Origin of the sequence: Pseudomonas sp. BIGb0164, assembly GCF_024810135.1 — a bacterium.
Classification (GTDB): Bacteria; Pseudomonadota; Gammaproteobacteria; order Pseudomonadales; family Pseudomonadaceae; genus Aquipseudomonas.
In genome coordinates this window covers 15,550-35,937 of record NZ_JANUEA010000013.1, presented here as the reverse complement: position 1 = coordinate 35,937, position 20,388 = coordinate 15,550, and the positions used below count along the sequence as shown (strand labels likewise).

Annotated in this window: 19 protein-coding genes; 8 read left to right on the top strand and 11 right to left on the bottom strand. The window is 63.2% G+C overall.

Annotation, left to right across the window (positions count from 1 at the left end):
• The first annotated feature begins 232 nt into the window (after positions 1–232).
• On the top strand, positions 233–1,177 hold the full coding sequence (locus M2394_RS28650) for an aliphatic sulfonate ABC transporter substrate-binding protein (protein WP_259175517.1): 945 nt from the start codon (positions 233–235) through the stop codon (positions 1,175–1,177).
• 192 nt (positions 1,178–1,369) lie between these two features.
• Here M2394_RS28650 and M2394_RS28645 read toward each other — a convergent pair whose 3' ends face one another.
• From M2394_RS28645 to M2394_RS28635, 3 genes are read right to left on the bottom strand one after another with little or no spacing between them, the layout of a single operon-like run.
• The gene (locus M2394_RS28645; RefSeq protein ID WP_259175515.1) at positions 1,370–2,845 is read right to left on the bottom strand and encodes an FGGY family carbohydrate kinase; all 1,476 of its coding nucleotides are present in this window, start codon (positions 2,843–2,845) and stop codon (positions 1,370–1,372) included.
• Between the two features lie 4 nt (positions 2,846–2,849).
• Positions 2,850–3,782 (bottom strand): transketolase family protein, encoded by a 933-nt coding sequence (locus M2394_RS28640; RefSeq protein ID WP_259175513.1) that lies wholly within the window; start codon positions 3,780–3,782, stop codon positions 2,850–2,852.
• Positions 3,772–4,608, bottom strand: a complete 837-nt coding sequence (locus tag M2394_RS28635; RefSeq protein ID WP_178923278.1) for a transketolase — start codon at positions 4,606–4,608, stop codon at positions 3,772–3,774. The genes M2394_RS28640 and M2394_RS28635 overlap by 11 nt, the downstream gene beginning before the upstream one ends.
• 361 nt (positions 4,609–4,969) lie before the next feature.
• Here M2394_RS28635 and M2394_RS28630 point away from each other — a divergent pair, with 361 nt between their 5' ends.
• From M2394_RS28630 to tal, 7 genes are all read left to right on the top strand, one after another.
• Positions 4,970–5,977: an ABC transporter permease gene (locus tag M2394_RS28630; RefSeq protein WP_259175512.1), complete on the top strand. Its 1,008-nt coding sequence runs from the start codon at positions 4,970–4,972 to the stop codon at positions 5,975–5,977.
• Between the two features lie 50 nt (positions 5,978–6,027).
• The gene (locus tag M2394_RS28625) at positions 6,028–6,960 is read left to right on the top strand and encodes a sugar ABC transporter substrate-binding protein (RefSeq protein ID WP_176999006.1); all 933 of its coding nucleotides are present in this window, start codon (positions 6,028–6,030) and stop codon (positions 6,958–6,960) included.
• Positions 6,961–6,975: 15 nt separating this feature from the next.
• Positions 6,976–8,484 (top strand): sugar ABC transporter ATP-binding protein, encoded by a 1,509-nt coding sequence (locus tag M2394_RS28620; protein ID WP_178923276.1) that lies wholly within the window; start codon positions 6,976–6,978, stop codon positions 8,482–8,484.
• Positions 8,485–8,639: 155 nt separating this feature from the next.
• Positions 8,640–9,404 carry an SDR family oxidoreductase gene (locus M2394_RS28615; RefSeq protein ID WP_178923274.1) on the top strand — a complete coding sequence of 255 codons (765 nt, stop codon included), beginning with the start codon at positions 8,640–8,642 and terminating at the stop codon, positions 9,402–9,404.
• 22 nt (positions 9,405–9,426) lie between these two features.
• Complete coding sequence (locus M2394_RS28610; RefSeq protein WP_259175511.1) at positions 9,427–10,227, top strand: SDR family oxidoreductase; 801 nt, start codon at positions 9,427–9,429, stop codon at positions 10,225–10,227.
• Positions 10,228–10,272: 45 nt separating this feature from the next.
• Entirely contained in the window at positions 10,273–11,226 is a 954-nt protein-coding gene (locus M2394_RS28605) for a sugar-binding transcriptional regulator (RefSeq protein ID WP_178923270.1), read from the top strand.
• Between the two features lie 24 nt (positions 11,227–11,250).
• A complete protein-coding gene (gene tal / locus M2394_RS28600; RefSeq protein ID WP_259175510.1) occupies positions 11,251–12,174 on the top strand; it encodes a transaldolase in 924 nt (307 codons plus the stop codon).
• A gap of 51 nt (positions 12,175–12,225) precedes the next feature.
• On the opposite strand, the gene aqpZ is transcribed toward tal, so the two are convergent.
• The 8 genes from aqpZ to M2394_RS28560 form a co-directional block, all read right to left on the bottom strand.
• Complete coding sequence (gene aqpZ, locus M2394_RS28595; protein WP_178923266.1) at positions 12,226–12,930, bottom strand: aquaporin Z; 705 nt, start codon at positions 12,928–12,930, stop codon at positions 12,226–12,228.
• A 137-nt stretch (positions 12,931–13,067) separates the two neighbouring features.
• Positions 13,068–13,427 (bottom strand): lysozyme inhibitor LprI family protein, encoded by a 360-nt coding sequence (locus M2394_RS28590; RefSeq protein WP_259175509.1) that lies wholly within the window; start codon positions 13,425–13,427, stop codon positions 13,068–13,070.
• Between the two features lie 11 nt (positions 13,428–13,438).
• Positions 13,439–14,623, bottom strand: a complete 1,185-nt coding sequence (locus M2394_RS28585) for a sugar transporter (protein ID WP_178923262.1) — start codon at positions 14,621–14,623, stop codon at positions 13,439–13,441.
• 124 nt (positions 14,624–14,747) lie between these two features.
• Positions 14,748–15,107, bottom strand: a complete 360-nt coding sequence (locus M2394_RS28580) for a type 1 fimbrial protein (protein WP_178923259.1) — start codon at positions 15,105–15,107, stop codon at positions 14,748–14,750.
• A 55-nt stretch (positions 15,108–15,162) separates the two neighbouring features.
• Entirely contained in the window at positions 15,163–15,447 is a 285-nt protein-coding gene (locus M2394_RS28575; RefSeq protein ID WP_178923257.1) for a hypothetical protein, read from the bottom strand.
• Entirely contained in the window at positions 15,444–16,655 is a 1,212-nt protein-coding gene (locus M2394_RS28570; protein ID WP_259175508.1) for an EAL domain-containing protein, read from the bottom strand. The genes M2394_RS28575 and M2394_RS28570 overlap by 4 nt, the downstream gene beginning before the upstream one ends.
• A 9-nt stretch (positions 16,656–16,664) precedes the next feature.
• Complete coding sequence (locus M2394_RS28565; RefSeq protein ID WP_259175507.1) at positions 16,665–17,783, bottom strand: fimbrial protein; 1,119 nt, start codon at positions 17,781–17,783, stop codon at positions 16,665–16,667.
• A 12-nt stretch (positions 17,784–17,795) separates the two neighbouring features.
• Positions 17,796–20,366: a fimbria/pilus outer membrane usher protein gene (locus tag M2394_RS28560; RefSeq protein WP_259175505.1), complete on the bottom strand. Its 2,571-nt coding sequence runs from the start codon at positions 20,364–20,366 to the stop codon at positions 17,796–17,798.
• Between the last annotated feature and the right edge of the window lie 22 nt (positions 20,367–20,388).

Below are 20,388 nucleotides of genomic sequence, written 5' to 3'. Positions count from 1 at the left end.
AGGATTGTGGCAGCGCGGACGCTTGTAGTGAGCGGGTTTACCCCGCGCGGCGTAATAAGCCCCACCTCATCTGTTCCAGGGAAAATTGCGGGGATTTGTGGCGGCACGGGCGCGGGGCAAGCCCGCTCACTACAAGGTGAGAAAGCGATTTAAGCTCAGATCGAAAGAGTATTTATCGATTGGTTTTTAGAACTTTATGCTTGGCTGCATTCCATTGAAGATCGAGCGCGCCATGTCTATTCGTCGTCCCCTCGCCGTTGTCATCGGGCTTCTGGCTTTTTCCGTGGCGGTCAGCGCCGAGGCCCAGGAGACCGTGCGTATCGGTTACCAGAAATCGTCCACCCTGATTACCCTGCTCAAGACCCAGGGCACCCTGGAAAAAGCCCTCAAGGCCGACAATATCGACGTGTCCTGGCACGAGTTTCCCAGCGGCCTGCCGCTGCTGGAGGCACTGAACGTCGGCAACGTCGACATCAGCGCCGACGTGGCTGACACCGTGCCGATCTTCGCCCAGGCGGCCCAGGCCAAACTCACCTACTTTGCCCAGGAAGCGCCCTCGCCGTCGGCCCAGGCCATCGTGGTGCGCAAGGACTCGCCGATCCAGCAACTGGCCGACCTCAAAGGCAAGAAAGTCGCCGTGACCAAAGCCGCCGGCACCCACTACCTGTTGATCGCGGCGCTGGCCAAAGCGGGCCTGGCCTTCTCGGATATCGAACCGGCCTACCTGACACCGGCCGATGGCCGCGCTGCGTTCGAGAACAATAAAGTCGATGCCTGGGTCACCTGGGAACCCTTCCTCACAGGCGTGCAGCGCCAACTGCCCACCCGCACTCTGGCGGATGGCGCGGGCCTGGCCAGCTACAAGCGCTATTACCTGACGGGCACGCCCTACGCCAAGGCCCACCCTGAGGTCCTGAAGGTGGTGTACGAACAATTGGAAAAAGCCGGCCAATGGGTGAAAACCCACCCGCAAGACGCCGCCAAGGTGCTTGGCCCGCTGTGGGGTAACCTTGATGTGGCCACCGTTGAAGCGGCCAACGCGCACCGTAGCTATCAGGTGCAACCGGTGACGCTCGATCAGTTGGGCGAACAGCAGAAGATTGCCGATGCGTTCTTCAAGGCGGGCTTGCTGCCCAAGGCCGTGGATGCCAAGGATGTGCAGACCTGGAGGCCGTGAGAGGTTTTGTCAGAATCGCTGGGCACAGAAGACCGGTTTTCCCGAGGCTTAAACAGTTGGGTCAGGCATAAATCGGTCTAAATGTGGGAGCGGGCTTGCTCGCGAATGCGGTGGCTCAGTTGATGAATGTGTTGACTGACCCACCGTAATCGCAGGCAAGCCAGCTCCCACAGGCTTGATGTTCATCGGGTGTTAGAGAAGGGTGCGGGCCAGGGCCTTTTTCCACTCGGCATACCGAGTTGCCATCGCAGGATCATCCTGGGGTTCGAAGCGCTCGCGCTGACGCTCCAGCGCACCCAAAGCCTCATCACTCGCCCAAATTCCCAACGCCCTACCCGCCAGGTGTGCAGCCCCGAGTGCCGAGACCTCCGGCGACAGGCTGCGCACCACCGGACGTTGCAGCAGGTTGGCCAGGAACTGCATCAACCAGCGATTGCGTGTCGCACCGCCGTCGACCCACAGCTCTTTCAACGGGCTGCCGATGTCCTGCTGCATCGCCTCGAACACATCACGAATCTGATAGCCGATGGACTCCAGCGAGGCGCGCAAAATATGCGCGCCCGAGGTGGCTTCGCTCAGGCCACAGATCAAGCCACGGGCGTCGGCTTTCCAATGCGGTGCCCCCAACCCGGACAGCGCCGGCACAAAGTACACGCCGCCGTTATCCGGCAATTGCGCGGCCTGTTCCGTCAACGCGTCCAGCGACTCACCGGCCACCAGCCGCGAGGCCCACTGCACGGCGGCGCCGGTGTGCACGATGTTGCCTTCCATGCCGAACGTCGCCGCGTTGCCGTCATGCCAGGCCAAGGTGGTGGAAAGCCCATGGGTGGACGCAATCGGCCCGCCCATCGGTGTCATCAACGACGAGCCCGTGCCGAGGGTGGCCTTGACCAGCCCTGGGGCGAAACCACCCTGCCCGTACAGCGCCGCATGGGAGTCGCCCATCATCGACATCACCGGGATACCCGCAGGCAAGCCGCCCAGCGCGACGGTTTCGGCGAAGAAACCCGCACTCGGCCGAATCGGCGCCAACGCCGCAGCTGGAATCGCGAACAGGGCCAGCAGCTCCGGGTCCCAGGTGCCGGTGTGCAGGTTGAACAGTTGCGTGCGCGCGGCGTTGGAATAATCGGTGGCGAACACCTGACCGCCGCTGAGCTTCCACAACAACCAACTGTCGACCGTGCCCAGGCAGATTTCACCGGCCGCCGCACGTGCGTGGCCGTTGTCCAGGTGATCAAGGATCCAGCGAAATTTGCCGGCGGAAAACATCGGGTCGAGGGCCAGCCCGGTCTTTTCCAGGATCAGTGCTTCGTGCCCCTGCTCATGCAACTGTGCGCACAACGCGGTGGAGCGTCGGCATTGCCAACTGATGCACGGCGACAACGGCTCGCCGCTGCGCCGGTCCCAGGCCACCACCGACTCGCGCTGGTTGCTGATGGCCAATGCCGTGATCGGTCGCTCCACCTGGGCCAGGCATTCTTCAATCGCGGCCAGGGTGTGCAGCCAGATCAACAACGGGTCCTGCTCGGAAAACCCGGGCTGGGGGTGGCTGATGCTCAAGGGCCGCGAACCCCGGGCAATCACCTGCCCGAGTTCGTTGACCAGCACCGCCTTGGCGTTGCTGGTGCCTTCATCTATCGCCAGGATCAGCGGAGTGTGGTTTGTCATGGGTTCACCGCAACCGAGTGGCAGCCGCCACAATCCCAGCCGCGTCGATGTTATGCAAGGCGCGGGTCGGTTCGCGGGCGCCGGCCGCGGCGTATTCACCGTCGGCGATACCCAGGCGGACCAGCGCAATGCCCAGCCCGGCTTCGGCCAGCACTTCGGCGACCAGGCTGCCGACGCCGCCATTGATGTTGTGTTCTTCGACGGTAATCACCGCGCGCGTGGCGCTCAGTGCACTGAGCAAGGCGTCACGCTGCAATGGGCGGATCGACGACAGGTTGATCACCTGCGCCTGGATGCCCTGCTCGGCCAGCAAGGCCGCCGCATCCACCGCCTCGTGTACCACGGAGCCCAACGCAACGATGCTCACGTCTGCGCCCTGGCGCAGGATGTCCACTTGGCCGGGCACGAATCGATAGTCGGCGCCATGCACCTCAGGCAAAGCTTTACCGTCAAGCCGGACATACACCGGGCCTTTATAGCGCAGCGCGTAATCGATGATCTGCCGGCACTCCAGCGCATCGGCCGGGGCGAAGATCTGCACATTGCCAAACCCGCGCATCACCGAAATATCGTCGAGGCTGTGGTGGGTGCTGGCCAACGGGCCGTAACTGGCGCCGGCATTCAAGCCGAACATCTTGACGTTGGCCTGGTTGTAGCAGACGTCCACCTTGATCTGTTCGTTGGCGCGGGAAATCAGGAACGGCGCGGCATTGCAGGTGGCCGCGATCTTGCCACCCAATGCCAGCCCAGCCGCCACGCTGACCAGGGACTGCTCGGCAATGCCGACGTTGATCAACCGCTCGGGGAAGCGTTGGGCAAACGGACCGATCTTGGCTGTGGAGGTGGAGTCGCTGACCACCGGCACCACGTCCAGGCCAGCATCGACCGCCGCGATAAACGCCTCCACCATGACGCTCGCCAGGTGTTCACTTGCCATGATTCAACTCCTCCAGTGCTGCGTTGATTTCATCACCCTTGGGCACGCGGTGGTGCCATTCGGGACGCGCTTCAATAAACGACACGCCCTTGCCCTTGATGGTGTGGGCGATCAGCACCTGGGGTGAGCCGGTGTGGGCTTGCATGGTTTCGAGGCTCTCGATCAGCTGGCCGACGTCATTGCCATCGCACTCGCTGACGGTGAAACCGAAAGCCGCCCATTTCACGTCCAGCGGGTCCAGCGGCATGATCTCGGCGGTCAGCCCGGCCAGTTGCAGCTTGTTCTTGTCGACGATCACAAACAGGTTATCCAGCCCGTACTTGGCCGCCGCCATCGCCGCTTCCCAGTTGGAGCCTTCGGCGAGCTCGCCGTCGCCAGTCAACACGTAGATGCGCTTTTTACTGCCGGACATCTTCGCCGCCAACGCCAGCCCTACCGCCACCGGCAACCCGTGGCCGAGGGCGCCGGTGTTGAGTTCGATGCCCGGGGTTTTCTGCCGCACCGGGTGGCCGGGCAAATGGGAATTGAAGTGCTGGTAGGTCGGCAACCAGTCGGTGGGGATGTAGCCGGCCTGCGCCAGGCAGCAGTACAAACCGCCCACGCCATGGCCTTTGCTCTGGATGTAGATATCGCGCTCGGGGTCTTCCGTGCGCTCGGGGCCGGTGTTGAGGATGCGGAAATACAGGGTGGCAAGGATGTCGGTTTCCGACAGGTCCGCCCCGGTGTGGCCGCCTGCCGGGGAGTCGGCATTCAAGCGGATCACATGGCGCCGGATCAAACGGGCCTGTTCTTTGATCTGGTGGGCGTCGTACTGGAAGGCATTCATGCAGCGGCTCCTTTGAGGCTGACCACGCGGGGTGAAAGCGTTCACGGCTGTTTTGAATATTTATTCAGCTGTGACAATATATTTCTATTTAGACGCCGATCCCGCAGCAGGTCAAGTGAGCGAACGGCGGAAAAATGAAATAAAACCCGGAAACTCCCCTCGGACAGACGGCTAAAATCCCACGCGCGCTTATCTATCCCGTGGCTTTGCGCCCGATAAAAACGGCGGTCTAGAGGCATGCATGAAAAATTAAGCGCTTGACTTTGCCACGGTGTCACTGGAATCTGAATTAACAGTCAGGCACGCATAAATATTCACGCCGCCTGAATGAACTCCAAAAAAAATAAGTCAGGAGAACAATGTGGACGCCAAAGCCTCTGTCCATCACCCGGCCGATCTCAAGCCGACCCGCCGTCCCCGGCTGGTGAAACTGCTTCCCAGCAACATCGGTGGCCCGCTGATCGGCCTTGTGTTGCTGGTGCTGGTCTTCTCCTTCAGTTCTGAATTCTTCTTCTCGTTGCGCAATGGCCTGAACATCCTCGATCAGGTCACCGTGCTGGGCATCCTGGCGATTGGCATGACGGCGGTGATCGTGATCGGCGGCATCGACCTGTCGGTCGGCTCGGTGCTGGCGTTCTCGATGATGATGCTGGGCTGGTTGTACCAGGACCAGGCCATGCCCCTGGGCTTTGCGATTCCGATCTCGATCGCCAGCGGCATGCTCGCCGGGCTGGTCTCCGGTGGGCTGATTACCTACGCCAAGCTGCCGCCGTTCATTGCCACGCTGACCATGATGTCGGTGGCCCGGGGCCTGGCGAACATCCTCACCGAAGGCCGGCAGATCGTCGGCTACCCGGACTGGTTCACCAACCTGGCCACGGTGCGGCATTTCGGCTTCCTCTCGGCCACGGTCGGCCTGTTTCTGGTGATGCTGGTGGTGGCTTGGGTGTTCCTGCGCTTTCGTGCCGGTGGCCGCAACCTCTATGCCATGGGCGGCAGCCCCGAAGTGGCGCGCCTGTCCGGCATCAAGGTGCGTGCGATCACCCTGTGGGTCTACGCCATCAGCGGCGCCCTGGCCGGTATCGCCGCCGTCACCCTCGCCGCCCGCCTCGACTCGTCCCAACCCAGCGCCGGCCTGAGCCTGGAACTGGATGCCATCGCCGCCGTGGTGATTGGCGGGGCCAGCCTCAGCGGTGGCGTGGGCAGCATCGGCGGCACCCTGGTCGGCGTGCTGATCATTGGCGTGTTGCGCAATGGCCTGAACCTGCTCGGCGTCTCGCCCTTCATTCAACAAGTGGTGATCGGCGTGGTCATCGCCCTCGCCGTGACCATCGACACCCTGCGACGCCGCTCCAGCACCGCCCGATAAACCTGTTCGACAGTTGACACCCTCCAACAATAAAACCAGGAGTCACCGACATGTTCAGCCCCAAGAAACTGCTTATCGCCACCGCACTCGCGGCCGCCACCCTCACCGCAGCCGGCACCACCTGGGCCAAGGACCTGACCATCGGCCTGGCCGTGGCCAACCTGCAGGCCGACTTCTTCAACCAGATCAAGCAATCGGTGGAAGCCGAGGGCAAGGCCAAGGGGATCAAGGTGATCACCGTGGACGCCCAGGGCAACTCGTCCACCCAGGTCAGCCAGATTGAAGACCTGATCACCCGCCAGATCGACGTGTTGATCTACATCCCGGCCGGTGCCACCGCAGCCGGTGTACCGGTCAAGGCCGCCAAGGCCGCTGGCATCCCGGTGATTGCCGTGGACCGCAACGCGCCCGATGCCCCGGGTGACACCTTTATCGCCAGCGACAGCGTGGCCGGGGCCAAGACCCTCGCCGAATACGTGGGCAAGATCACCGACGGCAAAGGCCGCATCGCCATCCTGCAAGGCCAGTTGGGCACCACGCCTGAAATTGACCGGGCCAAAGGCTTCGAAGAAGGCTTGAAAGCCTTCCCGGACCTCAAGGTGGTCGCCCAGCAACCGGCCGAATGGGCCCAGGACAAAGGCTTCGCCGTGGCCCAGGACCTGCTCCAGCGTGACCCGAACATCAGCGTATTCTTCGGCCGCGCCGATGCCATGGCCCTCGGTGCCGCCCAGGCGGTGAAGGTCGGCAACCTGGATCACAAAGTCGTGGTGGTGGGTTTCGACGGCGACGTCGCCGGGCTCAAGGCCGTGGAAAGTGGCGTGCTGAACGCGACCATGACCCAGCAGACCCAGAAAATGGGGCGCCTGGCCGTGGCGTCGGCCATCGACCTCAAGGCCGGTAAAGCCGTGCCCAAGGAACAACTGCTGCCGACCGTGTTGACCACCAAAGAAAACGTCGCGCCGTTCCTGCAACAGCACCCGTAAACCTCGGAGGTCGTCATGAGAGCAGCCGCTCTGGATACCACCGCTGAGGCGGTGCTGTGCCTGCGCAATATCAGCAAGGCCTATGGGCCGGTGCAGGTGCTGTCCCAGGTCAACGTGGACATTCGCCCCGGTGAAGTGCTGGCCCTGCTCGGTGAGAACGGCGCGGGCAAGTCGACCTTGTCGTCGATCATCGCGGGGCTGGTGCAACCCGAAGCCGGGGGCAGCATGACCTGGCTGGGCCAGCCCTACGCCCCTGGCTCACCGGGGGCCGCGTTGGGCGCCGGTATCGGCCTGATCCACCAGGAAATCCGCCTGCTGCCGCAATTGTCGATCGCCGAAAACATCTTCGTCGGCCGCCTGCCCATGCGTCACGGGCGGGTCGACCGCGACTACATCGAGGCCCAGGCGCAGATCCAGTTGGAACGCCTGGGGCTCAAGGTGCCGGCGTCGCGCAAGGTCGAAGGCCTGAGCGTGGCCGCCCAACAACTGGTGGAAATCGCCAAGGCGCTGACCCTCAAGGCGCGGCTGCTGATCCTCGACGAGCCCACGGCCGCCCTGGGCGGTGAAGAAACCGAGCTGTTGTTCCAGCAGGTGGAGCGGCTCAAGGCTGAAGGTGTGTCGTTTATCTATATCAGCCATCGCCTGGAAGAAATCGCGCGCATCGCCGACCGCGTGCTGGTGCTGCGTGACGGTCGCCAGATCGCCCTGCACGCCACGGCCCAAGTGCCGGTGCGCGAGCTGGTAGAACAGATGGTCGGGCGCAGCCTGGAGCGAATTTTCCCGACGTTGCAGGCGCCCAAGGAACACGTGATGTTGCAGGTCAAGGACCTGAGTTGCCGTGAGTTTGCGTTGCACGGCATCGATTTCAGCGTGCGCGCTGGTGAAGTGTTTGGCATTGCCGGTGTGGTCGGCGCCGGGCGGACTGAGCTGGTGCGCACCATTGCCGGCGCGGCCCAGGACATCAAGGGGCATATGGTGTTGGATGGTGAGATTCGCCAATTGCGCTCGCCCTTCGAGGCGATCCAGGCCGGTGTGGTGCTGGTGCCCGAAGACCGCAAGCAGCAAGGCGTGGTGGTGGAACATCGCATCGAAGACAACCTGATCTATGGCAACACCGACCTGCTGGACAAACGCGGTTGGGTGCTACCTGCCCCGCTGCGCGAGTTCGCGCGCACGGCGGTGGCACGGCTGGGCGTGAAAGGTGCGCCGCAGTCGCGGATTTCCAGTTTGTCGGGCGGCAACCAGCAGAAGGTGATCATTGCCAAGTGGCTGGCGCGCAATCCCAAAGTGTTCATCCTCGACGAGCCCACTCGCGGTATCGACGTGGGCGCACGGGCGGCGATCTATGAAGTGATCGCAGACCTGGCAGCCAAAGGCATGGCGGTGATTGTGGTGAGTTCGGACCTGGATGAAGTGCTCGGCCTGTCCCATCGGGTGATGGTGATGAGCCGGGGCCGGCAGATGGGGATATTGGAGCGTGGCGAGGCAACACCGGTTTCGGTGATGGAAATGGCCACGGCCTAGTGCCCTACCTTCGCAAACAATGAAGATCCAATGTGGGAGCTGGCTTGCCTGCGATAGCGGAGGGTCAGCCGATGCAGATGTGACTGAGCTACCGCCATCGCAGGCAGGCCAGCTCCCACAGGGGTTCGGTGTTATTTCAAATAATGGAGTCGTTCATGCAACTTTTTAGTCTTCACGGCCAGGTCGCCTTCGTCACCGGCGCCGGCAGCGGGATCGGCCAGGCCATCGCGGTCGGGCTGGCCGAGGCTGGGGCCGATGTGGCCTGTTTTGACCTGCCGGGCAGCCCCGGCATCGCCAGCACCGTGGAACGCATCCAGGCCCAGGGCCGTCGCGCCCTGGCCCTGAGCGGCACGGTCACCGAGCGCGCTGCCCTCGACGCGGCGGTGGCCCGCACCGAAGCCGAACTCGGCGAACTCAGCGTGGCCGTCAACTGCGCCGGCATCGCCAATGCCCAGGCCGCCGAAGACTTGGAGCTGCAACGCTGGCAAACCACCCTGGACATCAACCTCACCGGGATTTTCCTCAGTTGCCAGGCCCAGGCCGCGGTGATGCTGCCCCGGGGCAAAGGCGCTATCGTCAACATCGCGTCCATGTCCGGCAGCATCGTCAACCGGGGTTTGCTGCAAGCCCACTACAACACGTCCAAGGCCGGGGTCATCCACCTGAGCAAAAGCCTGGCGATGGAATGGGCCGACAAGGGCCTGCGGGTCAATTGCATCAGCCCCGGCTACACCGCCACGCCGATGAACTCGCGCCCGGAGGTGGCCGACCAGGTGAAGATCTTTGAACAGACCACGCCCATGGGCCGCATGGCCAGCGTGGAAGAAATGGTCGGCCCGGCGATTTTCCTGGTCAGCCAGGCCTCGTCGTTCTGCACCGGCGTCGACCTGTTGGTCGATGGCGGTTTTGTCTGCTGGTAAGCCTTTTTTGGAGCCTTTTGTCATGTCGCAACGCTTCAGCGGTAAAACTGTAGTCATCACCGGCGCTTGCCGTGGCATCGGCGCCGGCATTGCCGAACGCTTCGCCCAGGAAGGCGCCAACCTGGTGCTGGCCTCCAACGACCTGGAGCGCGTGACCTTCACCGCCGACCAGTTGGCCCAGGAATACAAGGTCGCCACCCTCGCCCTGGGCATCGACGTCACCAACGAAGAGGATATCGAAAAGCTCTACCGCGAAGGCCATGCGCGCTTTGGCAGCATTGACGTGTCGGTGCAGAACGCCGGCATCATCACCATTGATCACTACGACAAAATGCCCCGTGCCGACTTCGACAAGGTGCTGCACGTTAACACCACCGGCGTCTGGCTGGGCTGCCGGGAAGCGGCCAAGTACATGGTCAAGCAAGGCAGCGGGCGGCTGATCAACACCTCGTCCGGCCAGGGCCGCCAGGGGTTCATCTATACGCCGCACTACGCGGCGAGCAAGATGGGCGTCATCGGTATCACCCAAAGCCTGGCGCTGGAACTGGCGCGGCACAACATCACGGTCAACGCGTTTTGCCCCGGCATCATCGAAAGCGAAATGTGGGACTACAACGACCGCGTGTGGGGCGAGATCCTCAGTACCGATGAAAAACGCTACGGCAAGGGCGAACTGATGGCCGAATGGGTCAAGAACATCCCCCTGCGCCGCGCCGGCAAACCCTCGGATGTGGCAGGTCTGGTGGCGTTTCTGGCGTCTGACGACGCGGCCTACCTGACCGGTCAGGCGATCAATATCGATGGCGGCCTGATCATGTCGTAAGGGTTTGGTATCCTCACCGACATTGATTCATTTATTGAGGCTTTCATGAGCCAGATCGAAGAACAGCGCCTGATCACCAAGATCGCCAGCCTCTATTACGAAGAAGGGCTGAAGCAGTCCGAGATTTCCGAACAACTGGACCTGTCCCAGTCCTTTATCAGCCGCGCCCTGCGCCGGGCGCTGCAGGAAGGCGTGGTGAAGATCAGCGTGATGCGCCTGCAAGGCCTGCACCTGGAACTGGAAACCCAGTTGCAACGGCGCTACGGCGTGCGCCGGGTGATCGTGGTGGAAGCCACCGAACCCGGTAGCGATGAAAGCATCAAGCAGGCCATCGGTTCGGCGGCGGCGCATTACCTGGAAACCAGCCTGTCGCCCCAGGACCATATCGGCATTTCGTCGTGGAGCAGCACCATCCGCGCCATGGTCGGCCATTTGCACGCGCAACCGGGCAAGCAAGGCGCTCAGGAAGTGGTGCAATTGCTCGGCGGCGTGGGCCACAAAGGCGCCTTCGAAGCCACCCTGCTCACCCAGCGCCTGGCCACCCTGCTCAACTGCCCGGCGTTCCTGCTGCCGTCCCAGAGCATCGAGCAATCGGTGGAAAGCAAGCAGCGCATCGTGCAGATGGAAGAGGTCAAGGAGGTGCTGCAGCGCTTTGACAGCATCACCCTGGCGATCGTTGGCATTGGCGACCTGGAACCCTCGCAACTGCTGCGCAACAGCGGCAACTACTACACCGAAGACATGCTGCGCCTGCTCGCCGAGCGCGGCGCCGTGGGCGATATCTGCCTGCGTTACTTCGATGCCCAGGGCAAACCGGTGCTGGAAGAAGACGAAGAATTCGTGGTGTCGGTGGCATTGCCCAAACTGCGCTCGATCCAACGTGTGCTTGGCCTGGCGGGCGGGCTGAACAAGGTCCAGGCGATTCGCGGCGCGCTCAAGGGCGGCTACCTCGACATCCTGATCACCGACCTCGACACCGCCCAGGCCCTGAACCACTAACCCCTTTTCTGGAGACTGCTGCCCATGACGTCCAAGCTCGAACAACTCAAAGCGTTCACCACCGTGGTCTGCGACACCGGCGACCTGGAAGCCATCAGCCGCCTGCGCCCGGTGGACGCCACCACCAACCCGTCGCTGCTGCTCAAGGCCGCGGCCATTCCGGAATATGCCGAACTGCTGCGCAGCGCCGTCGCCCACTCCAAGGGCAATGTAGACCTGGCCTGCGATCACTTCGCGGTATCCGTGGGGGCCGGCATTCTCAAGGTGATCCCGGGGCGTATCTCCACCGAAGTGGATGCTCGCCTGTCCTTCGACGAGCAAGCGCTGTGGGCCAAGGCCAACCAGTTGATCGCCCTGTACGACCAGGCCGGTATCGGCCGCGACCGCGTGCTGATCAAGCTGGCCTCCACCTGGGAAGGCATCCGCACCGCCGAACGCCTGGAAAAAGCCGGTATCCAGACCAACCTCACCCTGCTCTTCTCCTTCGCCCAGGCCGTGGCCTGCGCCGACGCAGGGGTGTTCCTGATCTCGCCATTCGTGGGCCGCATCTACGATTGGTACCGCAAGAACACCGGCCTGGACTACACCGGTGCCGAAGACCCGGGTGTGCAGTCGGTGACACGCATCTACAACTACTACAAGGCCAACGACATCCCGACCGTGGTCATGGGCGCCAGCTTCCGCACCCTCAGCCAGATCGAAGAACTGGCGGGGTGTGATCGCCTGACCATCAGCCCGGACCTGCTGCAAAAGCTGGCCGACGACAACGGCACACTGGCACGCAAACTGGTGCCGGGCGCCACGGGTGAAGCGCGCCAACCACTGACCGAAGCGCAGTTCCGTTGGGCGTCGAATGAAGATGCAATGGCCACCGAAAAACTCGCCGAAGGCATTCGCCAGTTCGCGCGGGACCAGGAAAAACTCGAGGCCGTACTGGCTGCGCTGTAACGCAGGTTTTCTGCAGGAGCGCACAAGCGCGCTCCTGCAAAAGCCGCCGTATCACGCCGGGCTGCGTTCGTCCAATGCACGCGCCGACAGCGCCCCCAGCACGCCACCAACCATCGGTGCCAGCCAGAACAGCCACAGCTGCGCAATGTATTCGCCGCCTGCAAACAACGCCGGGCCGGTGCTGCGTGCAGGGTTGACCGAAGTATTGGTCACCGGGATCAGGATCAAGTGAATCAGGGTCAAGGCCAGGCCGATGGCAATCGGCGCAAAGGCGGCGGCCGGGCCCGGTGCGGTGACGCGCATGATGATCAGCACAAAGAAGAACGTGGCGATCACTTCAGCCACCAGCGCGGCCTTCATGTCGAACAGGCCCGGGCTTAACGCACCGTAGCCGTTGGCCGCAAAGCCGCCCATCTCAAAGCCGGGCTGGCCGTTGGCAATCACATACAGGGCCGCAGCCGCGGCAATCGCACCGATGACTTGCGCCACGATATAGGGCAACACCTTTGCACCGCACACGCGCTGTCCTACCCACAGGCCGACGGTCACTGCCGGGTTGAAATGCCCGCCGGAAATCCCCCCCACCGCATAGGCCATGGTCAACACGGTGAGACCAAACGCCAGGGCTACGCCGGCAAAACCAATGCCCAACCCAGGAAATGCCGCCGCCAGGATCGCACTGCCGCAGCCGCCGAACGTCAGCCAGAAAGTGCCCAGAAACTCTACAGTCAAACGCTTTTGCACACGCGACTCCATTGCTACTCAGGTGCCGTCACACGGGATGTGTGCGGTCCTGGGCGACGGTAGCAATGCGTAACCAGATTCTCCGTGAGACTTGTCTGGTTTTTATGAGGTCTTCTTTACCGGGCTTCGAACACCGCCTGCACTAACGTTCAGAACGGCCCCTTCGTCATCACCCGCTCATCGATAAACCCACGCAGCATGCCAATCCGCTGCGTATAGGCATCGCTCAAACAGCTCACGTTCGCGCCGCAGGTGTGGCGTTTTTTGAGCCATTCGGCCTGCCCGTCCATCAACGAACCGCGCCCGCCCATGGCCATGAAGTGCTTGTTCAGGTCGTAGAGCAACGCCATCGTCACATCCTGGTCATTGAGGCTGACGTGCTTGCAGATGGTGATTTCGTCAGGCGCCTTGGCCTTGGTGCAGTCGAAACTGGCGGCAGAGCCTGAAGGGCTGAGCAGCAGCGCCGACGCGCTGGCAAGCAGCGCAAACACCACAGGTTTGATCGTCATACGCTGTCTCCTCACGGACGGGGAACACCCGTGCCGAATCTGCGAATCGCCAGGCAATAGCCGATCAGCGCCACCGCTGCCAGCAAGCCGCCCGCCGCGCCGATCCAGGCGAAGCCGAAGTGGCTGCCAACCCAACTGCCCATCAGCGCGCCGCCGCCGATGCCGATGTTGTAGATGCCGGAGAACATCGCCATGGCCACGTCCGTGGCATCCGGCGCCAGTACCAGCACCTTCGATTGCATGGCCAGGCCGAATCCCATGATCGCCATGCCCCAGAACACACTCAGTGCCACCAGGTACGACTCGGCCCCGCTCAGGGGCAACAGCAACGCCAGGCAGGCGGCCAGGATGGAGACCGCGCCGACCACGAACAGGTGCGGGTTGAAGCGGTGCACCAGGCTGAACAGCAGCGAGCCAATGATGCCCGCGCCGCCGAAGACCAGCAGGATCAGGGTCACGGCGCCGCCGCTCATGCCGGCCACGCCTTCGACGAAGGGTTCGATGTAGCTGTAGGCGGTGAATTGCGCGGTCACGGTCATGGCGGTGAGCACGTAGAGCGCCACCAGCGCCGGACGCTTGAACAGCAACGGCAGGCTGCGCAGGGAGCCGGAGTTCTGGCTGGGCAGCAACGGCAAGGTGCGCGCCAGCCAGAACACCAGGGCGGCCGCAAAGGCACCGATCACCAGGAACGTGGTGCGCCAGCCCATGGCTTCGCCCAACAGGCGACCCAGGGGAATACCCAGCACCATTGCCAGGGACGTGCCCGTAGCCAGCAGGCCGAGGGCTTGCACCTGCTTGCCTTCTGGCGCCAGGCGCACCGCCAGCGAGGCGGTGATCGACCAGAACAGCGCATGGGACAAGGCAATACCGACCCGGCTGAGCATCAGGATGCCGAAGCTGGTGGCGACACTGGACAGGACATGGCTGGCGATGAACAGGCCGAACAGCACGATCAGCAATTTGCGCCGCTCGACGTTGCGGGTCAGCAGCATCACCGGCAGCGAGGTCAGGGACACGATCCAGGCGTAGATGGTGAGCATCAGGCCGACGCTGGCGATGGGCATGTCGAAGCTGGCGCCAATGGCGCTGAGCAGCCCGACGGGGACGAATTCGGTGGTATTGAACACAAACGCGGCCAGCGCGAGGGCGATGACCGGTTGCCAGTTGGCTTGGGGGGTTGCGGCTGAAATGCTCATTGAAGGGCGCGGTACTCTGGCGATGATCAAGCGGCCGCCCAGGACAAGCGCCGCCGCCGAGCATTCTATAGGTTTGCGGCCCGGTTGTTGACGCTCATCCGGCTCAAAATAACCTCAAGCGTCCTCAGGGTGCGGTCATGGTGACCACGTAGGCCCCCGATTGAATGGGCTTGCCCCGTGAATCCACCAGCACATACCGCTGGTCGTAATAGCGCCCCTCGCCGCTGTCCGTCACCAGCTTGACGTTGACCGCAGCGTTGCCCAGCGCCTGGACGCTACGGGCAGGTTGTACGTCGAACTGGCTACCGCGAGACGCTTGCGGGCAGTTTTTCAACAGCATTGCGGCGCCGCCCGGTGCGTCCGGCACACAGCCAGGCTCGACAATGCTCCCGTGAAACTGAATGACACCCGAGGAGGCGGCCATGCAGTTTCCCGCCCACACCGCAAGAAAGCCGGTAACCAATGACAAACGCTTGAGGTTCATGCCGACGCTCCTTCTTGTGTAGTTAAGAAGGTAGTCGTCCACGACGGCTCGGACTTTAGGCCGTTTGTCGCTGGGGCACCGCGTAGATCAACGCCTGGCCCACCCGTGGGTGCTCCAGGCAATAGGCCGACAGGTCAAAACGCTCGCTCGCGGCCAGGCTGGCATTCACCAGCACCAGGTCAAAGCCCAGGCCGCCGTAATCGAGCAGCGTGAGCATTTCATCCAGGCTCGACACCGGCGCAATGGCGTAATAGCCCTGGCGATTGAAGTCCTGTTCCAGGCGCAGGCGCTGGTGGTGCTGCGGGTCGGCGATCATGATGCGCAGGGCTTTATTGATCATGGCTGGCTCCAGCGGCGCAGTTGCGCGTTGCCTTGCAGCAGGCGCAACAGGTCGGCGCCCTGCATCGGCCGTGCATGCCAGTAGCCCTGGCCCTGGGTGCAGCCCAGTTCCAACAGTTGCTGGTGCTGCTCGGCGGTTTCGATACCCTCCACCACCACCGACATGTCCAGGGTCTTGCCCAGGGCCAGGGTGCTGCCGATCACCGCGCGGCAGCGTGGCTCATGGGCCAGGCCACGGACGAATTCGGCGTCGAGCTTGATCTCGTTGAACGGCAACTGGCACAGGCGCTGCAACGAGGAAAACCCGGCACCGAAATCATCGATGGACAGGCGGCACCCGAGCATGCGCAGGCGCACCAGGTTTTCCAGGGACACGGCAGGCACTTCCAGCAGGCCGCTCTCGGTGAGTTCAAAGGTGATGCCTGCGCAGGGTGCCTGGTAGGCACTGAGCAGGCCCTTGATATGGGCGGTCAAGCCGGCATCGGCCAACTGCGCTGCGTGCAGGTTGAACGCCAGGTCCAGGCTCAACCCCTGGCCCTTGGCCTGACGTTGCAAGGACAGGCCCTGGCGCATCAGGGCAAACAGCAGTTCGTCCATCAGGCCGGCTTTTTCCATCGCCGGCAAAAACACCGCAGGCGACTGCACCCCCTTGAACGGGTGGTTCCAGCGCGCCAACACTTCCACCCCGAGCACGGCACCGGTCTGCAGGTCGAACTTGGGCTGGTACCAGGCCTCCAGTTGCTGGTCGAGAATGGCTTGGCGTACCTGCGGTTCATCGGCGATGTCCAGCGGCGACTGCACGTCAGGGACCACCGGGCGCTGGCTCAACGCGAGTTCCAGCAACGGCTGCAGGGCTTCGGCCTGCAACGGCTTGCCAATATCCCCGAGCATGTTCACCCCCAGCAACGCACCCATCTGGCGCACCGCGCGGCGCACATCCCAGGGCAGGCCACTGCTGACGATGATCGCGCCCACCTGCCCGGTGGCACTGATGCGCTGGATAAACTCCAGGCCGTCCATGCCATCCATTTGCAAGTCACACACCACCACATCCACGCGGCCGGCGCGGTGCAGCGCTGCCAGGGCCTCTTCGCCATTGGCGGCTTCCAGCACTTCGCCACAGCCCAGTTGCTTCAACAAGCTGACGGCCACGGAACGTTGGAACAGGTGGTCCTCTAGTACCAGGACCCGCAGCGGTAGAAATGACATGAAAAAGCCTCAGTAATAGTCAATGGTGAAGGTGGCGGTGGCATTCGCCGGACCGGCCGTGATGCGGTCTTCGGTCTGGATGTAGCGGGCCTTGAGCGGTATGGAATAGCTGGCCCCTTCATCGGCACGCGGTGTGATACCACTGGCACGCAAGGTGGCCAGGGGCAAGGGCGTGCCGTGACTGTCGGCCACCTGCACTCCCACACCGGTAGCGGCCGGGCTGTCGCCGGGCGCACTGGGGTTGACGTTCAAAATGCCTTGAGTGGGGTTGACCGCCGCCAGCGTCGGGTCGATGCGCACCCGCAGTACGTTGCTCTTGCGCGAGTCCAGGTTGCCCACCAGGCCGCTGCCGCCATCGCTGGTCCAGGTCGGCCCACTGCTCTGGTAGTAGCCGTTGAACGCCGGGCAGTTGTTCAGGGCAATGGAGAAATCCTTCCAGGGCGTGAAGGTGTTGCGTCCGGAAAACTCACTGAGTTGATGGCTGCCCATGGGCACCGCGACGTCCGGCGTGGCGCAGGTGCGCGAGACGATATTGATGCTGCCGGAGAAGTTGAGACGGATCATGTCCATCGTCAGGTCGGTGATCAGGTTGCGACCCGGCGATGGGATGTTGCTGCCATTGACGACACCCGCAGACACAGGCCCGGTCTTGATGAAAAGAACCGTGAACGAGAGCGTCCCCGTGCCCAGCGAAACAATGCAGGTGACGGTCCAATTGGTGCAGTTCATCCAGTTCCAGTCATAGGGCACGGCATCATTGCCATGCGTCACCACGATGCCGATCCCGGGCACGCCACTTTCATAGATTTTCCCGGCATAGGGGCCCGAGGACCAACTGCTCAACGGCATCGGCGTGCGGGTGAAGAAGTTGCGTTCAATCGCGTAGGTGCTGATGTCGTTGCAGGTGGCTCTGATGACGCTGGCGGGAGCGAATGTCTGGCGATACACCTCGGCCCCCAGGGGCACATCACGACCCACCGTAATGTTCGTCCCCAACAACGGCATGGTGGCGGTCACGCCCCGGTTACCCAGCGGGTTGTCGTCCGAAAAGCGGCACACGGCGGCGAACGAAACCTGGCTGCCGAACACACCCAACACACACGCAAAAATGGCCAGTACATATTTCATATAACCTCCGAATCAGTTCGACCGCGCAGCGTTGAGCCGCGACGTGTCCGTTGGTGAGGCACACACCACATCCAGCTGGCGCAGTTGCTGGCCGTCACTTTTGCCGGCGGGCAGCGGCAACGCACACTGCTGGCCGGCCTTGGTTCCCCAACTGATCAACAAACGCCGTGCATCGTCCTTGACCCGCGCATACAGCTGACCACCCTGCCCCACCACGCCCACGGACACGCCCCGGTCATCGGTCACGCTGGCGCCGAACGGCAGCGCACTGCCATCGGTGAGCGTCACGTTGAGCAACAGGGCTTCACCGGTGCTGGTGCCGTACTTGAGGGCCACCACCGCACCGGCACGCGGCGCGACTTGCTGGCTGGTTTCGGTGAGTTCCACGTCCAGGGAAGAGCCGATCGGGTCGATCGCCACTTCGTTCAATTCATAGGGGCGCAGGTAAGGCACCACCGCATTGCCCCGGCCATCGAGCTTGAGACCCGGGAAGCCGACCACCTTGGCGCCCTGGGCACCTGGGGCGCTGATCACGGCCATGGTTTCGCCGCGATACGGGGTAAACGTCACCCCCTCGGGGTGGGCCACCACGCTGCCGCTGGCGTTCAGCGACAGGCTGTCGTAGCCCTGCCCACGGCTGACCGTGCCGCCGACAACCGCCTTGGGCCCGATGTATTGGCCGTTGACCGAGGTGCTGTTGGCACCGCTGGCGCCTTCATGGCCACCGGTGAGGCTGTATTGATACTGACGATCCTCGCCAGCGGTGCCGCTGAGGGTCGCCTGCTCGCTGTAGGTGCCCTGAGTGTCACGCATGACCCGCGCCGACAGTTGCGGCTGACGGGTGGACTTGCCGAACTCCAGGGGCATGCTCACGGTGAACAACAGGCTGGTGTCCATCTCGCCCAGGCCGACACGGCTGCGGTTGGCACTGATGCCATAGCTGACCTGGCGCACCTGTTTGCTGTAGCTGAACTGGTATTGCACATCGCGGCCCGGCTGGTTCCAGTAATTCTGGGTAAAGCCGCTGAACGCCACCTGGCCCCACGGGCCGAGGCTCTGGTTGGCGGTAAGCGACACACGGCTGCGCGGGCGCCCGAACAGGCTGGTATCCAGGCCCGTGCGTTCGGCGTCCAGCAGTTGCATCGCGTTGGTGAAATCCAGGTAGTCCTGGGTGGAAAAACGCGTGGCCGCCACGGCGAAGTTGCTGCCGGTGCTGAGGATGTTCTTGCTGTAGCTCATGCGCACGCTCTGCCCTTTGGCCTGGCCGCTCTTGAGGTCGGTCTGGGCCTGGGTCACGTCCACGGCCATAGCGCCAATCGGCGTGCCGAACGCCAACCCGCCGAGCAGCGCGCGATAGTCGTCGCTGCCCTGTACGCCGCCGTAGCCGGTGAAGATATTGCTCAGGCCCAGTTGGTAGGTGCCTTGCACCAGCCTGGCCTGGCGGTCGAGGTAGTTGCTGCGGGTTTCACCGGCGGTCACGCTGAAGCGCGAGGTGCCAGGGCGCAGCAATTGGGCGGTGGCGGCGTAAGGCACGACAAAGCGTTGTTCGCTGCCATCAGCCTCGTACACAGTCACGTCCAGGTCGCCGCCATAGCCGGTGGCGTACAGGTCGTCGATCACGAAGGCGCCCGGCGCCACCGTGGTTTCGTAGAGCAGGTTGCCGGCCTGGCGCACCGCCACCCGTGCCCCGGTGCGGGCAATGCCTCGGATCACCGGTGCGTAGCCGCGTTGGGACTCGGGCAACATACGGTCATCGGTGCCCAGCTGCACGCCGCGATAGGCCAGAGTGTCGAAGATCTCGCCACTGGTATTGGCCTCGCCCACGGTCAGCTGGCTTTGCAGGCTTGTCACGTCGCGCTGGGCGTAGGTGTTGAGGGTCTGGTAATCCTGGCCCGCGTCCTTCTGCCAATTGAGCGAGCCGTTGTGGCGCAGGCGCCAGTCGCCCAGGTTCAAGCCGGCATTCAGGCCCAGGTAGGCCGAGTCGTAGGTGCCGAAGTCGGTCTTATTGTGGTTGGCGTTGAAGGTGTAGCTCAAGGTGCCGGCCGTGACGCCACGGTCCCACAGTTCAGGGCTGACATACCCACGGGCGTCCCGGCGCAAGGCCACCTGCGGAATGCTGATATCCAACTGCTGGTTGTCCGGCGAAAAGGTCGCGGTGGCGCCTTCGATCAACTGGCCCAGGTCCAGGCACGTGGCGCCGCTCTCCAGGGCGGCGCTCGCGTGGGCCGACAGCTTGTGCATGTCCACGCCAATCAGTTGCAGCAGGCCGCTGTTGAAACACACCACGGGGTGGCTGCCGTCTGCATCGGCGTTGATACGGATGTCCTGACGGCTGACCAGGTTGCCGTTGACCGCCACGTCCGCCCGATAGTCACCCGGCAGCACCGGGTTGCTCTTCTGGTACGCGGTGAGGTCGAGGCTGCGGGAGTCCTCGGGCAGGAAGGCGTCGTTGAACTGCACGTCTTCAGCCCACGCCGACGGCGCCAGGCACCCTACCAGCGCGGTGATGACACCCACTGCGAGCGGGTTGAGGGCAAAGCGCGGTTGCGCCTGCGGGCCGTGGCCCAGGCCTGGAATAGTCATGGTCAGTTACTCGTGCGCGATG